This is a genomic window from Egbenema bharatensis FJBBOT/2019, assembly GCF_048077055.1.
Taxonomy (GTDB): Bacteria; Cyanobacteriota; Cyanobacteriia; order Elainellales; family Elainellaceae; genus Egbenema; species Egbenema bharatensis.
This window is the reverse complement of sequence record NZ_CP182236.1, coordinates 4,086,924-4,104,659: the sequence shown is the minus strand read 5'-3', so window position 1 is coordinate 4,104,659 and position 17,736 is coordinate 4,086,924. Positions and strand designations below refer to the sequence as shown.

16 protein-coding genes, 2 tRNA genes and 1 pseudogene are annotated in these 17,736 nt (G+C 50.5%); 10 read left to right on the top strand and 9 right to left on the bottom strand.

All coding sequences use genetic code 11. The features are described from left to right. The first annotated feature begins 1 nt into the window (after position 1). Complete coding sequence (locus tag ACM1PF_RS18970; protein WP_416666220.1) at positions 2-793, top strand: anti-sigma factor; 792 nt, start codon at positions 2-4, stop codon at positions 791-793. Positions 794-874: 81 nt separating this feature from the next. Beyond that, a complete protein-coding gene (locus ACM1PF_RS18965) occupies positions 875-1,630 on the top strand; it encodes an SDR family NAD(P)-dependent oxidoreductase (protein ID WP_416666218.1) in 756 nt (251 codons plus the stop codon). Positions 1,631-1,703: 73 nt separating this feature from the next. On the opposite strand, the gene ACM1PF_RS18960 is transcribed toward ACM1PF_RS18965, so the two are convergent. Together ACM1PF_RS18960 and ACM1PF_RS18955 are read right to left on the bottom strand one after the other, a co-directional pair. Further along, positions 1,704-1,919: an NblA/ycf18 family protein gene (locus ACM1PF_RS18960; protein WP_416666216.1), complete on the bottom strand. Its 216-nt coding sequence runs from the start codon at positions 1,917-1,919 to the stop codon at positions 1,704-1,706. A 143-nt stretch (positions 1,920-2,062) separates the two neighbouring features. Then, positions 2,063-2,983 (bottom strand): LysR family transcriptional regulator, encoded by a 921-nt coding sequence (locus tag ACM1PF_RS18955; RefSeq protein WP_416666215.1) that lies wholly within the window; start codon positions 2,981-2,983, stop codon positions 2,063-2,065. Between the two features lie 122 nt (positions 2,984-3,105). Between ACM1PF_RS18955 and ACM1PF_RS18950 the strand changes: the two genes are divergently transcribed. From ACM1PF_RS18950 to dxs, 4 genes and pseudogenes are all read left to right on the top strand, one after another. Continuing rightward, complete coding sequence (locus ACM1PF_RS18950; protein ID WP_416666213.1) at positions 3,106-3,759, top strand: SDR family NAD(P)-dependent oxidoreductase; 654 nt, start codon at positions 3,106-3,108, stop codon at positions 3,757-3,759. Positions 3,760-3,809: 50 nt separating this feature from the next. Beyond that, positions 3,810-4,733 (top strand): SMP-30/gluconolactonase/LRE family protein, encoded by a 924-nt coding sequence (locus tag ACM1PF_RS18945; protein ID WP_416666211.1) that lies wholly within the window; start codon positions 3,810-3,812, stop codon positions 4,731-4,733. A gap of 2 nt (positions 4,734-4,735) precedes the next feature. Then, entirely contained in the window at positions 4,736-5,287 is a 552-nt protein-coding gene (locus ACM1PF_RS18940; protein ID WP_416666209.1) for an antibiotic biosynthesis monooxygenase, read from the top strand. Positions 5,288-5,437: 150 nt separating this feature from the next. Then, a pseudogene (dxs, locus tag ACM1PF_RS18935) lies at positions 5,438-7,355 on the top strand (1-deoxy-D-xylulose-5-phosphate synthase). 402 nt (positions 7,356-7,757) lie between these two features. On the opposite strand, the gene ACM1PF_RS18930 reads toward dxs, so the two are convergent. After that, positions 7,758-7,955 carry a hypothetical protein gene (locus tag ACM1PF_RS18930; protein ID WP_416666207.1) on the bottom strand — a complete coding sequence of 66 codons (198 nt, stop codon included), beginning with the start codon at positions 7,953-7,955 and terminating at the stop codon, positions 7,758-7,760. A gap of 203 nt (positions 7,956-8,158) precedes the next feature. Between ACM1PF_RS18930 and ACM1PF_RS18925 the strand changes: the two genes are divergently transcribed. Further along, positions 8,159-8,380, top strand: coding sequence for a helix-turn-helix domain-containing protein (locus ACM1PF_RS18925; RefSeq protein ID WP_416666205.1), 222 nt, complete (start codon positions 8,159-8,161; stop codon positions 8,378-8,380). A gap of 716 nt (positions 8,381-9,096) precedes the next feature. After that, positions 9,097-9,648 (top strand): Uma2 family endonuclease, encoded by a 552-nt coding sequence (locus ACM1PF_RS18920; RefSeq protein ID WP_416666204.1) that lies wholly within the window; start codon positions 9,097-9,099, stop codon positions 9,646-9,648. Between the two features lie 314 nt (positions 9,649-9,962). Here the strand turns inward: ACM1PF_RS18920 and ACM1PF_RS18915 are convergent. The 4 genes from ACM1PF_RS18915 to ACM1PF_RS18900 form a co-directional block, all read right to left on the bottom strand. After that, positions 9,963-10,034, bottom strand: a tRNA-Thr gene (locus ACM1PF_RS18915). Positions 10,035-10,127: 93 nt separating this feature from the next. Further along, a tRNA-Tyr gene (locus ACM1PF_RS18910) sits at positions 10,128-10,209 on the bottom strand. Positions 10,210-10,277: 68 nt separating this feature from the next. Beyond that, positions 10,278-11,411 (bottom strand): hemolysin family protein, encoded by a 1,134-nt coding sequence (locus ACM1PF_RS18905; protein WP_416666202.1) that lies wholly within the window; start codon positions 11,409-11,411, stop codon positions 10,278-10,280. A gap of 68 nt (positions 11,412-11,479) precedes the next feature. Continuing rightward, the gene (locus ACM1PF_RS18900) at positions 11,480-12,538 is read right to left on the bottom strand and encodes a glycosyltransferase 61 family protein (RefSeq protein WP_416666201.1); all 1,059 of its coding nucleotides are present in this window, start codon (positions 12,536-12,538) and stop codon (positions 11,480-11,482) included. A gap of 760 nt (positions 12,539-13,298) precedes the next feature. Between ACM1PF_RS18900 and ACM1PF_RS18895 the strand changes: the two genes are divergently transcribed. Together ACM1PF_RS18895 and ACM1PF_RS18890 are read left to right on the top strand one after the other, a co-directional pair. Next, positions 13,299-14,435 (top strand): glycosyltransferase, encoded by a 1,137-nt coding sequence (locus tag ACM1PF_RS18895; protein WP_416666199.1) that lies wholly within the window; start codon positions 13,299-13,301, stop codon positions 14,433-14,435. 375 nt (positions 14,436-14,810) lie between these two features. Continuing rightward, the gene (locus ACM1PF_RS18890; protein WP_416666197.1) at positions 14,811-16,013 is read left to right on the top strand and encodes a glycosyltransferase; all 1,203 of its coding nucleotides are present in this window, start codon (positions 14,811-14,813) and stop codon (positions 16,011-16,013) included. Positions 16,014-16,172: 159 nt separating this feature from the next. Here the strand turns inward: ACM1PF_RS18890 and coaBC are convergent, their stop codons facing one another. Together coaBC and ACM1PF_RS18880 are read right to left on the bottom strand one after the other, a co-directional pair. Continuing rightward, positions 16,173-17,402: a bifunctional phosphopantothenoylcysteine decarboxylase/phosphopantothenate--cysteine ligase CoaBC gene (gene coaBC / locus ACM1PF_RS18885; protein WP_416666195.1), complete on the bottom strand. Its 1,230-nt coding sequence runs from the start codon at positions 17,400-17,402 to the stop codon at positions 16,173-16,175. A gap of 64 nt (positions 17,403-17,466) precedes the next feature. Next, positions 17,467-17,679, bottom strand: coding sequence for a protein IsiD (locus ACM1PF_RS18880; RefSeq protein WP_416666194.1), 213 nt, complete (start codon positions 17,677-17,679; stop codon positions 17,467-17,469). Between the last annotated feature and the right edge of the window lie 57 nt (positions 17,680-17,736).

The following is a 17,736-nucleotide window of genomic DNA, read 5'->3' as shown; positions in this document are numbered from 1 at the left end:
TATGTCAACGCCTTCAGAACAATTAGAGCTACTGATTGCGGGGTATGTCCTGGGAGACTTATCCCCAGAGGAGGCAGCCGAATTGGCGCAACTTCTGGCAGATGATCCAGCGATCGCGGCAGAAGTTGCCCAGATGCAAACCGCTCTAGAACTGACCTATACGCCACCAGAGGTTCAGCCTCCAGCCCATCTCCGTACCGCAATCCTTGAGCAAGCCCATCTCACACCAGATGCAATTTCTGGAACCACCCCTCAACCCGATCGCCTCCCACCCGCTTCTCCCGTCAGACTGGCCGACCGCCGTTCCCGATTTCCCTGGCGCAGAGCCGTCGATGTGGCCGCTGCGGCCCTGATTCTGGCCCTGGGACTGAGCAATTATCGGTTACAACAAGCACTCCAAGCCACCCAGCCTGACTCGCCTCAGTACACCATTCTGACCTATTCGCTTCAGCCCACTCAAGCAAACAGTGAGGCATCGGCCAGAGTTGCCGTCAACCCCAACACCTTAGAAGCCAACCTGATCGTAGAAAATCTGCCTCCCCTTCCTCCCGGTCAGGTTTACGTGGTGTGGACAGTTTTGGAACCCAATGCCCCTTTCACGACCGATGACAAAGATGCCATCCTGACGGAAGTATTCCAGGTGGACGAGCAGGGCAATTTTTCCCGTATTATTGCTGTCCCAGAGGTTTACCGTTTTGATGGTGTCGTGACTAACGTGGCCGTGACGATCGAAGATGCCTCAGCTCCGCAACTCCATGTGGGTGCGCCGATTGTGATTGCAGAACCGCTATAGTGTTGGCGAAATTCTTTCTGAATCCTCACCTGAAGTGCAACCACCTCACTCAAAATTCATCACTCGCAATACAGCCATCCAATGATTGATTTAACTGGAAAAACAATTTTAGTCACCGGAGCATCGCGGGGGATTGGTGCTGCTACAGCCCTCACCCTGAGCCAGGCAGGAGCGAAGGTCATCTTGCACTATAGTCAGGGCAAAGCTGAGATCGAAAAAGTCGCAGCCACGATCGCCGGTGAACACACTTGCATTCAAGCCGACCTATCCCTTCCCGGTGCAGCGATCGACCTCTGGCAACAAGCCCTCGCCTGGAACGGCAGCATTGATGTGCTGGTAAATAATGCCGCAGCCATGCCCTATGCCGGAATCGAGGCGGACTGGGAAACCTGGTCGGAGGTATGGCAAACGACTTTGCAAGTGAACTTAATCGCAGTCGCTGATTTGTGCCGAGCCGCGATTCTCCACTTCAAATCCCGTGGTGGTGGGGCGATCGTGAATATCGCCAGTCGAGCTGCCTTCCGGGGAGATTCACCAGACTTCATGCACTACGCTGCCTCAAAGGGAGGAGTCGTGGCCCTCACCCGCAGCATTGCCAGAGGATTCGCTCAAGAGGGAATCCTGGCCTATACGATCGCACCGGGCTTTGTCCACACCGATCGCATTGCAGAACAGATGCAGGAGAAGGGAGCAGATTCCATGACCCGCGATATCCCGATGGGTGAAGCTGTCCCTCCCCAGGAAGTTGCAAATATCGTTGCTTTCCTATCCTCTGGTCTGGCTACCCATATGACTGGCAGTACGATCGATGTTAATGGGGCTTCCTACCCGCGCTGATCGAGCTATCCCGATCGCACAGGTGGGCAAGCTGCCTACCCCCCAAGAGTTTCAGATTGTTGAATCCACATTCCTAAGCGTAAAACGGATCGGAGCCTGCAAAGGGGCCTTTGCCGATTCCCCAAGCATCCTTCAGGATTTCTCGATACATATTTTCTCGAAGCATCATGTTTTCGTGCAGCTTCAGAAGGCATTCCTGGGTCTGCTCCAGGGACATTCCCTTCACTTGCTCCGAAAACAGCCGCAGATCGAATTCCTGCTCTAACGAGAGTTGACGATCGCTTTCCATAACCCATCCTCCATTGAATGAGGCAACTGCTTATCAAGCCATACTTAATAAGCTTTGTAAACAAAGGTAACAAATTCTTTACAAAGCTGCAAGGGTGCAAACCGACCGTGCGGCAATTAGAGAATTTAAGGCTCACCTCCCACTTAAATCTCCTGACAAATTTGCTGAATCGTTTGTCTGAGCCAGCGACAGGCCAACGCTTGATCCGATAACTGACTCCAGACCATTGAAATCATCCAGGGCGCGATTTCCAGGGGCAACTCAAACCACTCCACCCACCCCTGTTCCGCAAATTTTCGGGCCAGACGCAAGGGAATCGCTGCGATCGTATCGCTACTGGACACGATCGCCGGTAGGGTCAGAAAGTAGGGGGTGGTCAGTACAATTCGCCGCTGTAAATTTCGGGCTGCCAATGCTCGATCGATCACCCCCACTTCATCCCGACGGAGTGTCACCAGCGCGTGGGGCAGTTCAGCAAACTGTTCCAGCAACATTGCCCCCTGGGACAGAGCCGGATGCCCTTTCCGACAAATCCCCACAAATCGTTCTTCCATTAATGGCTGCTGAAAGGTCAGCCGCGTCAGATCTGGAAAGTTACTCCCCACAATCACCGTAGTTGAGGGTTGTTTTAATAACTCATCCACCTGATCCTTTTCGTAGCTAATTAACCTCAAGTCAATACCTGGAGCAGTTTGGCGGCACAAATTTAACAGTCTGGGGACAATCACCGTACTTCCGTAATCTGAGATGCCAATGACGAAGGTTTGTTGGGCTGTCGCGGGTTCAAACTCCTGGCTAGCTTGCAAGGTCAGACGAATTTGCTGAAGCGCCATTAAAATTCCAGGTGCAATTTCGAGGGCTTTGGCGGTTGGCTTCATGTCTCGCCCCATGCGAATGAACAATTCATCCTGAAACAGGAGCCGCAACCGACCTAAGGCGGCACTCATCGCAGGCTGACCCAGGTGCAGACGTTGGGCAGCAGCCGTCACACTTTGTTCTTCAAAAACGGCTTCAAACGCCACCAGCAGGTTAAGATCAATGGCAGTAATATCAATCGATTTCATTGATTTTATATATCTAAATTATCAATTTGATTAATCCATTTTTCCATACTATGGTTTAGATCAAGCGCACACTCCATAGACCAGAAGAAAAGATCAAAAGATTAAAGTCGCAACAGAGGGCTATGACTCAACTAATTGCCATTGTTGGAATGGGTGAAGGGAATGGAATGGCGATCGCCCGCCGATTTGCCAGGGAAGGGTTTGCCGTTGCCATGATGGCTCGGAATCCAGCAAAGTTGCAGTCCTATCAGGCGGCCCTGCAAGATGAAGGGATAACCGCCCATTACTTTGTTGCCGATGCGGGAGACAAAGCCTCACTGGAGGAAGCGTTTGCGGCGATCGAAGCCCAGTTAGGCAGTCCCGATGTTTTGGTGTATAACGCAGCCATCCCTCGGATGCAGAATGTGTTGGAGACTTCGTTTGACAATTTAGTTAGTGATTTTCAGGCGAATGTGGCAGGCGCGCTGGTTGCAACCCAAGCAGTGTTATCTGGAATGCAGACAGATCAGAAAACAGGCACGATCCTATTTACGGGTGGCGGGTTTGCCCTCTATCCTCACCCTGATTTTGCCTCCCTGTCGATTGGTAAAGCTGGAATTCGCAGTTTGGCCTATATCCTGGGGGCAGCCCTGGAACCGCAGGGAATCAAAGTGGGCACTATCACCATTTCTGGCACAGTGGATGAGTCCGATGCGAAATATAATCCAACCGCGATCGCTGAACAATACTGGACGTTTCATGCCATGCCCCAGTCCGAAGTGGAAGTGGTCTATTAGCGAAGAAGTCTAGTGCTTGAGAAGTGGCCTGTTAGAGAGTAAATTCATCCATGAGTCAAGTGACCGAACTACCCCCAATCTACGCAGAGACCCCGATCGCCCTATCCCCCCATCAAATCGTTGCTTCCTTTCCCGCCAACACTTTCTTAGAGAACCTGGCGATTGCCCCAGATGGCACATTATTTGTCACCAGCCACGAAGTCGGACAAATTTTGCGAGTTACCCCAGCAGGGGAAGCGTCTGTGTTTGTCAGCATAACGGGTAAGGTCACGGGGATTACCTTTGCCCCAGACGGTGGATTGATCGTAACGGGCTGGAACGCGATCGGGGAATCTATCCTGATGCACATTGATCTGGATGGTTCCGTTGAACTTTTGGCAACCTTACCGGATGCAATCTTCCTCAATGGCATTACACCCCTGACTTCCCAGCGATACCTGACCGCAGATTCCTATCGCGGATGCATCTGGCAGTTTGATTGGGCAACTCGTCAGGTTTCCCTATGGCTGGAACATCCCCTGCTGGCACGCAGCAACCCAGAAACGCCCTTTCCTGCCGCCAATGGGATTAAGCGATTTGGTGATACCCTCTACGTTTCCAACACCGAGAAAATGTTGCTCCTCCAAATTCCGATCGAGGCTGAGGAACAACCTGGAGAACCGACTGTTTTTCTGTCACCAACCAATATTGACGATTTCGCGTTTGACACTGAGGGCAATCTCTATGCAGCGACCCATATTTACAACAGCGTTCTCCTGATCACGCCCGATGGAACCACGACAACCATTGCCCAGGCGGATCAGGGGGTGATTGGCAGTACGGCGGTAGGATTTGGACGGCTACCGAATGACACAACGAGTATTTACGTTGTTACCAATGGCGGTATGTTTTTACCACCTGAAGGCGGAGTGGTTCCGGCCAACATCGTTCGGTTGGAGGTGGGCAAGCCTGGATATCTTTTTAGCGAGGTCTAGGAATGGGAAGCCCGAAGGAACCGGTCACTGTCGTTGTGGCTCAACGGGTCAAACCAGCGCGAACATCTGACTACGAAACCTGGATTAGCAATATCACTCAGGTGGCCAGCACCTATCCTGGCTACCTGGGCACCCATATTATTCGCCCTCAGGCAGGGGTTCGCCCAGAATATGTAATCGTGTTTCGGTTTGATAGTTATGAAAACCTGAAAATCTGGATGACCTCCTGCGATCGGCAATATTGGCTCACTCAAGCCAGTTCTATGGTGCTCTCCGCACCGCAAATTCAGCAGCTTGATGGGGTTGAGGCATGGTTCTCCCTTCCTGGGCAAGCAGTAAAACCACCCCCCCGACATAAGATGGCACTCCTCACTTGGGGGGCAGTGTACGGATTAATTAACCTACTAAACCGATTCATTACTCCCTTCCTACAAGCTTTTCCGGTGTGGATCGCCTCACTCATTATTTGTGGCCTTATGGTTGGTTTGCTGACCTACCTTGTGATGCCCCAGGTGGCTCGGTTATTTGCTCCGTGGCTCTATCCAGGCCCTTAAACACAGAGTAAACTGACGTAAACCATCACCAGTTGAGACTAAAAGAATTCCTTATCATTCCCACAAGTAACGTTAATCTACTACCCGGATTGACTTACAGTGAAAAAATAAGATATAGCCGATTTAAGATTTGAGAGGTATCTGCTCTATATGCATCTGAGTGAAATTACCCATCCCAACCAACTGCACGGGCTAACGGTTCATCAACTGAAGCAAATTGCGCGACAGATTCGGGAAAAGCATCTAGAAACCGTTGCAGCCAGTGGTGGGCATCTGGGGCCAGGCTTGGGAGTTGTTGAACTGACCTTGGGGTTGTATCAGACCCTCGATCTGGATCATGACAAGGTGATCTGGGACGTGGGCCATCAGGCCTATCCCCACAAGCTGATTACCGGACGCTACAACCAGTTTCATACCCTGCGGCAGAAGGATGGTGTGGCGGGATATTTGAAGCGATGCGAAAGCAAGTTTGATCACTTTGGGGCGGGTCATGCATCCACCAGTATTTCGGCGGGGCTGGGTATGGCCTTGGCGCGGGATTTGCAGGGTGAAAAGTACAAAGTGGTTTCGGTGATTGGGGATGGGGCCCTGACGGGAGGAATGGCCCTGGAAGCGATCAACCATGCCGGACATTTGCCGAAGACTAATCTGCTGGTGGTGCTGAATGACAATGAAATGTCGATCTCGCCAAACGTGGGAGCCTTGTCGCGCCATTTGAACAAAATGCGGCTCAGCCCACCGATGCAATTCCTCAGCGATAACCTGGAGGAGCAGTTCAAGCATTTGCCCTTTGTCGGCGGGACGTTACCTCCCGAACTCCAGCGGATTAAGGAGGGGATGAAGCGGCTGGCAGTTTCTAAAGTGGGCGCAGTGTTTGAAGAGTTGGGCTTCACTTACATGGGGCCCGTCGATGGCCACAGTTTGGAAGAATTGATTGCCACGTTCACTCAGGCGCACAAGATTCCCGGCCCGTGCTGGTTCATGTCTCTACGGTGAAAGGGAAGGGCTATGCGATCGCTGAGGCGGATCAGGTGGGCTATCATGCTCAATCCCCCTTCAATCTGGCAACGGGTAAACCTAAGCCCTCCAGCACCCCCAAACCTCCGGGCTATTCCAAGGTTTTTGGGCACACCCTGACTAAACTGGCGGAGAACAATCCCAAAATTGTTGGTATTACGGCGGCCATGTCCACGGGAACTGGGTTAGATAAGCTTCAGCAGAAGTTACCCAAGCAGTATGTTGATGTGGGGATTGCCGAACAACACGCGGTCACTTTGGCTGCCGGACTTGCCTGTGAAGGCATGCGTCCCGTCGTGGCGATCTACTCCACCTTCCTGCAACGGGCCTACGACCAGATTATTCACGATGTTTGTATTCAGAACCTCCCTGTGTTCTTCTGCCTCGATCGCGCCGGTATTGTAGGAGCGGACGGCCCAACTCACCAGGGGATGTACGATATTGCCTATCTACGCTGCGTTCCCAACATGGTGCTGATGGCTCCGAAGGATGAAGGCGAACTGCAACGGATGCTGGTGACGGGCATTGAGTACACCGATGGGGCGATCGCTATGCGTTATCCGCGCGGCAATGGCTATGGTGTGCCGTTGATGGAGGAAGGCTGGGAACCGTTGCCGATTGGGAAGGCAGAGATTCTGCGAAATGGGGATGATGTGCTGCTGTTGGGCTATGGCTCGATGGTGCATCCAGCGATGCAAACGGCAGAAATCCTCAGTGAGCATGGCATTGAGGCAACGGTGGTGAATGCTCGATTTGCCAAGCCGTTGGATACGGAGTTAATTCTACCTCTGGCGCAGCGAATCAAGCGGGTGGTGACGCTGGAAGAAGGTTGTGTCATCGGCGGCTTTGGTACAGCGGTGATGGAATCCTTGATGGAGCATGGGATGATGATTCCAGTCACTCGGATTGGAATTCCCGATGTGCTGGTGGATCATGCCAAACCGGATGAGTCGAAGGTGGCCTAGAGTTAACCCCCGATCAAATGGCAGAACGGATTCGCCGCGCCTTCAACCTGGAGCCGATCGCAGTTCCTGAACAAAATGCAGTTTAATTTTGATTGAGGTCATCCGTAGCGCAGGCATCTGGTTTGCCTCTGACCTGCCCTGGCAATCAACAGACGATCGCCTTTTCTGCAATCAAGTCTGAACTGCCGTCAACCATTTGAGATTAACTACCCCTGCATCCCCTGAATTTAGAGGACTTGATGCTTCTCTAAGTTTGGGGGATTGCCGATTCAGTTTACGGGTGGAATTTGAGGAGATGCTGCCTCCAGCCAGACTGGGCGGGCAAGACTTCGGCTTGAGCTCAGTCGAAACGCTGCCCACCCCACAAGAAGTTAGGGTTTTAATATTATCGAATTCTCTTGTGTTAGCCGATTTGTTAACTGGGCGGGCAAGATGCCCACCCCACAAGAGTTCTCACTCCTGACTTCTGACTTCTGACTTCTGACTCCTCACTCCTCACTTCGATCGCCCTCTGGTTCACCTGGATCAAACATCACTTCATATTGATGCTCTGGATCGAGTTGTCGTAAAACCTGAACATAGCCTTCTGCATCGGAGCAATGATAGAACCGGGCAACATCGACACGCTGCATTTTGGGCAACAATCGCACAACAACCCATCGCCTAAGACGATCGCCATAGGTCATAATTATTCTGTCTCCATTGCAAATTAAATCTTCACCAGTGCGTTGCGGCTATCATTCCTCTGCGCTGGTGTATTGATTTTGAATATATCACACAATCTAATCGTGTGAAATCATGATCAGCTTGAGTATTTTCCCTTGGAGATCATGATCCTGGAAATTTTGGCAAGAAGAGAGACGTGTTGTGATGTTAGGGATTAAACTTGGTGATTCGTTGGCGATTGAGAGAGGTTATGGCTAGACAACGTATGAAAAATATACGTCTAGCAGAGCTTATGGGACTTCACCCCAATGCAATCTCATATCTTAAAAACCAGGATAAGATGCCTCGAATTAATGGAGATACTCTCGATTCTCTTTGCAAATACTTGGAATGCACACCCTCTGACTTGATTGAATACACGCCCGATCGATCGGATCAGAAGTAGGGGCGATCGGTTAACGAAAAAGAATTCGACAAGATTAAAACCCCAACTTCTTGTGGGGTGGGCAGCGTTTCGACTGAGCTCAAGCCGAAGTCTTGCCCGCCCAGTCAACAAAATAGACACGAAGCAGACGACGATCGCCTCAATGACTTCTGTTCTCGAAAGGGATCTTGCACCAGCTAAGGGTTGCTGAGTTACGCTATAGGCTGAGAGGATGTTTGAACAGTGGTCTGTGTTGATTTTAAGCATCTGTTGATCCCCCCTAATCCCCCTTAAAAAAGCTACGGTGTACACACAAGTCATCTGCTCTAGCCACGACTGGGTTTGATCCTCCCTAACCCTCCTTAAAAAGAAGGGAACCGGATTAGAAGTCCCCCTTTTTAAGGGGGATTTAGGGGGATCTATCAGGGTTTGAGCCTCTCAGCCAAGATCTGTGTGCACGGTAGCTTAAAAAAGGGGGAACCGGACTCAAAGTTCCCCTGATTAAGAGGGATTTAGGGGGATCTAAATCATCTTGTTGTCCATAGTAAGACTTTTAAATTACCTCTAAAGTTCCTTTACGGTTTACAGGACTGTTGGCAGATTCACCGCAAATACAACCGCAGACGTGAACACAAGTGCGAACTCGAAGTAAACTCGAATGTGAACGATCGCTTCTACCCATACCGCCAAAGGTGACCATGCCCAAGACCATGCCCAAGACCATGTAGGAGAATCCCATGCCCCTCACCGTCGAAGACCTGAAACGGTTTCAGCAACAACACCCCGATTACCGCTTAGAACTGGTGGATGGAGCCATTATTGTCATGAGTCCATCTGGTTTTGAATCCGATGAAATTGCCGCTGAGATTGTTGCCCAACTGCGGAATTGGGTACGACCGCGCAAGCTTGGACGGGTGACGGCATCCAGTGCAGGCTTCAAACTGCCCAATCGGGAGGAAGACGTTCGCGCTCCAGATGCTTCCTTTGTCAAAGCAGAACGGCTCAAACGCACCACTGAAGATTATGCCAACCTGGTTCCCGAACTCATCTTCGAGGTACGCTGCAAAACTGATGACCTGAACCAACTCAGAGCCAAAATTCGGCAGTTTCTAGACCTGGGTACGACGGTGGGCGCACTGGTGGATTATCGCACCCAGACGATCGAAGTTCACCGCAACCAGACAGACCCCACCATTTTGCACAATGGCGATCGCTTCACCGTGCCCGAACTCTTACCTGGCTGGGAAATGGAAGTCTCTAGCATCTGGCCCCGGAGTTTGATTAAGTAATGATGCTCCTCATCGCCCCGCAAACAGGGATGAATCAACCAGGGAAACGATCGCCGCATTAATTGCATCAGTACAGGTCGATCGGTTGGAACAACGTCACGAATCATGATGTCGCTTCCAGTCATCATTCCCCTCAAAGTTAGCAACCAAGAACAGCGCGGTCAGGACTGACTTGAGGCCTGGTGCAACACCCGCGATCGATAGGGCAACCTTGCCTGAGACTCCAGCGGTCAGACGATCGATTTGGACGGAGACACAACGCTCGGTAACATTGAGCCAATCTACCTGACAATGGACAAAACATACGAACAAAAAGCCCGTGGCGAGGATTGAACTCGCGACCTCACCCTTACCAAGGGTGTGCTCTACCACTGAGCCACACGGGCAGTATAATTTCGGGCTTTAGAGTTGCGATTTTGGATTCTAAAATTAGTTCCATTCTAAAATCCAAAATCCGCAATCTAAAACATCTGCGTGGATGGGCCGGGCTGGATTCGAACCAGCGTAGGCATAGCCAGTGGATTTACAGTCCACCCCCATTAACCACTCGGGCACCGACCCGCCCTTCCCACGGATATTGATAGTAGCATAACGAGGTGACAACCTGGGAAGTTTTTCCAGGATTTTTTTTAGCTGCGTCCCAACTGGCGAAAATTTCCTAAGGTACGCCCCCGGTTTAAGCGCATTCGAGAGGGAAAATCGCTTTCATCGTAGATCTCTCCCACCAACTCCTCCAGGATGTCTTCCAGAGTCACTAACCCCACAGTGCCGCCGTATTCATCCACAACGATCGCCAAATGTAATCGCTGTTGCAGCATTTCTTTGAGTAAGTCGGCAACCCGCTTGACTTCTGGAACAAAGACGGGAGGTTCCATCGCCCGCGTCACCCGCGCATCAGTATCACCTGCCTCTCGCAAGACTTTTAACTCCTGGAGAACCCGTTTCAGGTGGACAATGCCGATAATTTCATCTTTGGACTCCTCCTGCACCGGAATCCGGGAATAGCCCGTTTGCAGGCATAAATCAACTAAATCCTGTAATGATGCTTCATGGGAGATCGTTCGCATGTCCACCCTTGGCTTCACCACATCGTGGGCCTGAAGGCTATCCAGCATCAGGGCTTTGTTTAGCAGTTGGCGTTTGTCGAGATCAAGCTGGCCTTTACCACTCAAGACCTCAATCATCAACTGAAGATCCTGCACGGACTCGCCTTGCTGTACAGCCCCTGCCTGAAACAGCCGAATCGCAGTTTGGGCGATCATCTCCAGAAAATAGGTGATGCCGAACCAGGAAAACAGGCGCGATAGCCAGTAGATCGGACGTACCGAGAACTGAAAAAATGGCAGAACGTTATTGATGGCCAGGGATTTGGGCGTGATCTCACCAAAGATCAGGACTAGAACCGTAATGAACAGGGTGGCCAAGAAAACTCCTTCGTTGGTACCCAGCCACAGAGCAAATAGATTGCTGGTTAAAATCGCGGAGAAGTTATTGACCAGGTTATTCCCAACCAGCAGGGTTGTAATAAATCTGGCTCGTTTTTCTAAAACCAGGGAAAAGAGCCGTCCCCGATCGCCCTGTTCTTTAATTAAGGCCCTGAGCTTCAGGTTATCCAGTGCAGTGATGGCGGTTTCTGAGCCAGAAAAAAAAGCGGACAGAGAGAGCATCAGAAGCAACACACTTACATCAATCCAGACTTGGCCCAGTAGGGGGCGAACTTGAGCGATCGTCAGGGATTGGAGTGAAACAGGTAGGGAAATCACAAGTTAAGATTAAAGGTGATGTGAAGGGAGAGGTGCAGCGAGTCCTATCTTGGAGGATAGTCTTTGCATCAACGCCCTGTGACTGATTCAATTTTATCCAGCAATTTTGCCAGTCGTTCAATGTCAATCGTGAAGCCATTATCGGCGATATCTCCCAGGAAAAGCGCGAAGTTAAGATCCATGCAGTCGGTGAAAATCTTCAAAACACTATTAAACCGACGAGGCGGCTGAAGGGTTAAAAGTGTGCCTCCATCAGCGATCGTGTACAGGGCATGGGTGAGCTGGCTGCCCTCCACTCCCAGAACTAACTGCGCCCCCAAAACCTGCTGCACAATTTCCTCTGGCGCAAGTTTAGCGGGTTCAACAATCGCAAAACCCTGACGCATCAGAAAAGCTTCAACCGCCGCTGCATTTTTGATTGGGCGGGTCTCCCCATCGCTGCCTCGCTTCAGCATGACTTTGGAGTGGGGAGAGAGGGGATAGGCAGAACGCAGGAGCGATCGCAATGAAGCATGGCGTTCCCGCATATAGTCATTTTGACCGCGATCGTCAATGATAAAAATTTCATCAAAATGGGCGTGGGAAACGGGGGTACTGTGGAGCTGAAAGAGCTGGCGATATCCTGGCTCATCCCGGTAAGGAGGACGCACCGTTCTGACGGGGGGAGCAACCGTCTGCGCTACCAGAGTGAGCGGTACATCACAAAGCATCCAATCCCCAAACCATTTATTCCCCACCCAGGTGCAAGCCAGGGAAGCCTGGAGAAAATGCTGTTCGGGTTCATTTACCCAGAGTTTATGCGGGGCTTCAGCTAAGGAATGATGATAACCGCCCTTATACAGATGTCCCTGAATCAACCGTGCATTCCGAAGACAATAGGCGATCGTGGCATCATGGACTTGCGATCCGCCCTGAATCTGGCTGAATATAATTTCGTAGGAACCAAAAGGAGCCAGTCCCTTAATCTTGTCCAGATCACCCTCCAGGTAGATGGCAGGCGGATGAGTACGTCTTGTCTCAGGATGCAGTATCCACGATCGATCGCTGACCTGTTGATAACTTTGTCGCCCCGTTAGTACCTGCTGGATCTTCTGTTTAACGAAATAATGATTAAACACAACACCCATTCTTGACTGAATAAAGCTTTACAATATCAGGTTCCAATGGTTTGGGAGTTCCATTCCCTGTATTTCCCTCAACCCTTAACTCCCAAAACCTGAGGAGCTTTGAAATGCGTCATTCCTCAGCATTGGCGAATTAGAGGGTTGGATGCAGGAGACTACAAACCCAGCCCCAATCACGCGATCGTAGCTCATTGGAATCTGCTGCCGGACTGGCAGATGAATGCTTCATCCGTACTTAATCAAACCTTTCTTATCTTTATCAACTCTATGCTCTAGCCCCTTGAAATCCCTATACCGAAAGCAGTAGAAATAACAGTAAGCCCTAAAGTTGCGGTTCTACCAAGGTGATCATCCAGATTGCGAGTTTGAAGTCTTCTGCTCCTGAAGCCAAACCAAAGGCGCAATCAGTATCTGGGTAACATTTTGCAGTGCTGGATCAAGAAATCGCTATTCCGCACTTCTCACCTGGATGGATGCTCTAAAACGAAATCAGGTTTATCTGCGTCCAGGCAGCATCTGCATCTCCTGATCAGGGAAACCGATCGAACGTTTGTTTGAGCCAGGCTGTTGAAAGACGGTTCTATTGACCAGGAAAGGGGGCTACTGGGTTAATGCCCACTCTTTGAAGTGTTCAACCTGGTATTTCCTTCAAACTGGGCAGTCCTGGCAGTTTTCGCTGATGAAGTATTGCCCCCAAACCAGCGTAACCTGTTGATCATCGGTAGGAGTCGGTTCACTTTTTGTCATTTGTCTAGGACAGCGTATGAAGGCAGTTGTTATTGGAAACGCAAAATTCTGTAAGCACGCTGACAACATTCCCCCTGCACAGCTTTATCCGTTTTCGGATAATCGTCAGCAATTGCAGTATCAGTTAGGTCTAAAATTACAATTTATCGAAGCCAGTACATTAGCAGAAATTGAAGCCGCCTATCAACGGGCTGAGGCTGATATATTTTTCGTGCGTCCTGCCTGGCAAGAGGATGCTGGCGACGTTGAGCGGGTGATGAAAGAATTAAGGATAAAGCACCCAAATGCTTTAGTCATTTTTATTGATCCGTTTGACCAAACCAGTAGCCGCTTTTTCGGAGTTTTACCCTATGTCGATCGCTTCTTAAAGTACCAGTGCCTCAAGGATGTCACCCAGTACAAAGCCTCGCTCCTGGGTGGAACAGTGCTGACTGATACCCTCGCCCGCGAGCAAGGATACGACTTAAAGGACTGGCACGTTGGCTCTAAGGTGCCTGAGGGATATGAGCACCGGATTGAAACGGGGTGGTTTCTCACTGTTACTAAAAAATTTAAAGACTCCCTGTTCCGTCCAGCAATGCCCTGGGAACGTTGGAGAAAGCGCGATATTGACGTGTTCTGTCATGTTTCTTACGGCCCAAGAAATAATCTGGAATGGTACGGTCAGCACCGAAAAGTGGCGATCGACATTCTGAACCAGTTGGCTCCGGACTATCAGCTTTCTGTTAGTGGCGATTACACTGGAGAGCGGAAGAAGGTTTCCTCCCGTCAGTATTTCCGTGACATCAAGCGCAGCCGGATTGCTGTCAGTCCCTTTGGCTGGGGCGAAATTACCTGGCGAGACTACGAAGCAGTTTGTTACGGTTGCTTACTGATTAAACCCTCTGTGGAGCATATCGAGGTTGAACCCAATATCTTTAGTCCTGGCGAAACCTATGTTCCGGTAAGATGGGACTATTCTGACCTGGAAGAGAAGTGCCGCTATTATTTGCAGCATCCAGATGAGGCAAATGAGATTGTTCGTAATGCTCGTCAAGCATATATGAACTACTTTAAGCAAAATCAGTTTGTTCGTAAGATCGAACAACTGATTCAATCCCGCTCTGATGCTCCAACCGAACTTTCAAATATGGCTTCTCTGCCAATTGTTTAAACGATCAGTAATTAGAACCGCTGATTGGGAGTATCCCACTGATGCAAATGGATCGATTGCTATAGTGCAGGTATCTTGCCTGCCAGTGGGCCATTTGTCGTGCAAATGAAAAACTGGAATACACTCCGCTGATTGGTCTAAACCTGCTTCGTCTACCCAGTCATCTTCAGCAGCATTCATCCGGTCACTTCACCTGATATTTTGCCTTGGCTGCCATCAGCTAGAAGCTCTATTTGAGGTTGGGAACTTTAAAATTTCCTGGCTGATTACCCTGTTGCATTGCCACTGTTTTCTTAATATTCCCGGATACAACAGACAGTTCCTATTGACAAGGACTGCCCCTAATTCACTATTTCGTTGGACGGTTTAATCGTTATGAATCAAGTTAGCGAAACGCTCATGTCTTTTAGCCAAAGCCCTTATCTGACAGCAACCCTCCAACCCCTGGAGCCTTTGCCCTATCCCGTTTACTTCGTCAGTAAAAACCCGAAGTGGCAGGACTTAATCGATCATCCAAAGTTCCTGAATGATCCTGAGGCGTTTCCCATTGAGTCTCTCTATGCCCGATGTGACCATACCAACGATATCTGGTCTGCTCAAACTTATATTGACCTGAAACGGTGTGGGTTGAATGTTCATTTAGTCTCGGCCCCGGTTCCCGGACAAATTTGCTTCATCCCATACTACTTTTTGCAGCCCAAGGATTGGTTATATAAGAGCTATGTAGTGGCCTGTTATCACGATTCGCCACGTCCTGCCTTATGCAATCAGCGGGTGGTGTTAAACCGTTCCAAGGCTGACGGTAAAGAAAACCACTTTATGCCTCACCGACCTCAACCCAACCTGCAACCTAGAAACCAATCTAGAGGAACTACACTACAAAATTTGGTCTTCAAAGGTGAGGACTATAACCTTCTGGAACCGTTCCGATCGCCTGAGTTTTTAGCAGAACTTCAGGCAATGGGGATTCAGTTGGTGATGAATACCGGAGAATCTCCTAAAGCCTTTGAAAATTGGGCTAATTTTGAGACGGCGGATGCGGTGCTGGCCGTTCGGAACTCGACGAAGTATGACATTAACCTTAAGCCTGCCATTAAGTTGATCAACGCCTGGATGGCTGGATGTCCAGCATTACTCAGTCCTGAGCCTTCCTACCAAAGATTACGCCGTTCCAGCTTAGACTACATCGAAGTTTGTACACCGGAAGAGGCGATCGCAGCGTTGCGTCATCTCAAGGAAAATCCGAAGCTGTATTTGGCCATGATTGAAAACGGTTTCCGTCGCGCCCAGGAGTTCACCCCTGATCTCAGTACCTTGAGGTGGCGTAATTTACTGGCGGGCCCCATCGCTGAAGGATACGAACAGTGGCTCAAACAGTCCCCCTTACAAAAGCAGGTGGTTCGTCCGCTTCAGTATTTCTGGAAAATCAGGGCGCACAAACAGTTCCAAAAGCAATATGTTCATGGAATTGAGTACGGTCCAAGAATTATTACCGATCGAGATCCAGATCACAAGTTGCAGTTACCCACTCCAGATGATGCAGCTTCACTGGGTCAGGCATTTGCGACTGAAGCATAAACCCATCTCCATTGGCTCAAAACTGACTCAGGAATGCAAGGTGAATCATCTGAAATTCTTGTGGGGTGGGCAGCGTTTCGACTGAGCTCAAGCCGAAGTCTTGCCCGCCCAGTCAGACAGTCAGAATGATTGACAGGTCATTGAATCCACGCTCCTCTTTCACGCTCCTCTGTGAATGGACTCAGCCTGAACAAACTCAAAAAGCTGATGGGCTAAGTGCAGCTTACTGCAAGGGGGAATGCGAACTTGATGCCCCTGGGCATTCAGGAAAATCGCCTGATTCTGGTCACTGCCAAAACCACTGTTGGGCTGATCGATCGGATTTGCCACGATCGCATCTAATCTTTTGCGTTGCAGTTTTTCCTGGGCGGGGGGTAAGATATCACCCGTTTGAGCTGCAAACCCGATCAGGCGTTGATGAGGCTGTTTGCGCTGGCTCAGGTCTGCCACGATATCGGGAACCGGGGCGAGGGGCAGGGAGTCGGGTAGCGATCGTTTGGGTAATTTTTCTGGATGAACCTTAGCGGGACGGACATCTGCGACAGCAGCGGCCATGATGATCCAATCGGCTTCCGGGCTGTAGGACAACATCGCCTGGTGCATTTCATCGGCAGTGATGGTGGGAATCAGTTGTACAGATGGTAGGACTGCCAGCAATTCTGCCTGGACGGGAGCATGAACCAGCGTCACCGTTGCGCCTCGATGAATCGCCGCCTGGGCCAGGGCGATCCCCATTTTTCCGGTGGATGGATTGCCGATAAACCGCACTGGATCAAAATGTTCGCGGGTTCCCCCCGTGCTAATGAGGATTCGTTTGCCCTGTAAGTCCCGCTTGCCGTTTGTGTAGAGGAGGGACTGCAAATAGGCCAGGATTTCTGGGGGTTCTGCCATCCGACCGGTGCCGACTCGATCGCACGCCAGAATGCCTGCTCCGGGACTCAGAATGTGGTAACGGGAATCGGTCTTGATCTGCTGCCAGTTGCGCTGAACGGTGGATTGCTGCCACATTTCAGTGTTCATGGCTGGAGCCAGCAAGACAGGACAGGCAGAGGCTAATACCGTATTGGTCAATAAATTATCCGCCAGACCGTAGGTTAACTTGGCCAGCGTATTTGCGGTGAGTGGGGCAATCAGAAAAACCTCCGCCCATTCTCCCAGTTCAATATGGAGCGGACGGTGGTGATCCGGCTGCCAAAAACTGCGATCGGTATAGGCGGGATGACGACTCAGGGTAGCAAAAGTCAGGGGTGAAATAAACTGTGTTGCGCCCTCAGTCAAAATCACTCGCACGTCTGCCCCAGCCTTTGCCAGGGTTGAAACCACTTCGCAGACCTTATAGGAGGCAATCCCGCCGCTAATGCCAATCAGAATGCGCTTGGAGTGAAGCATACGTTGGGTTGGGGCAGGGTATGACTCGTTCGGGCTTTGGCTTCAGGTTCTGGCGGTTTTAATGCTAGGCTTCATCGTACGCTTCAAGATCCAGCAGATAAACATAGGGTTCTACCATTTCTGGGCGCTGAAAGGCGATCGCCCGCAAAAAATGCCAGTCTTCCAGTCCTTCAAACGGACTGGTGTAGTCATCTCGCTCCAGCCGTTGGGCCAGGTCAGCCACTTCCTTTTCAGTGACTTTAGCCACATCTAGCTCAGAAAAGTGCAATGTCTTCATCAGTTCCCCCTCCTTCGGCACATCTGGATTGGACTACCTGTATCGTGCCGATCGACA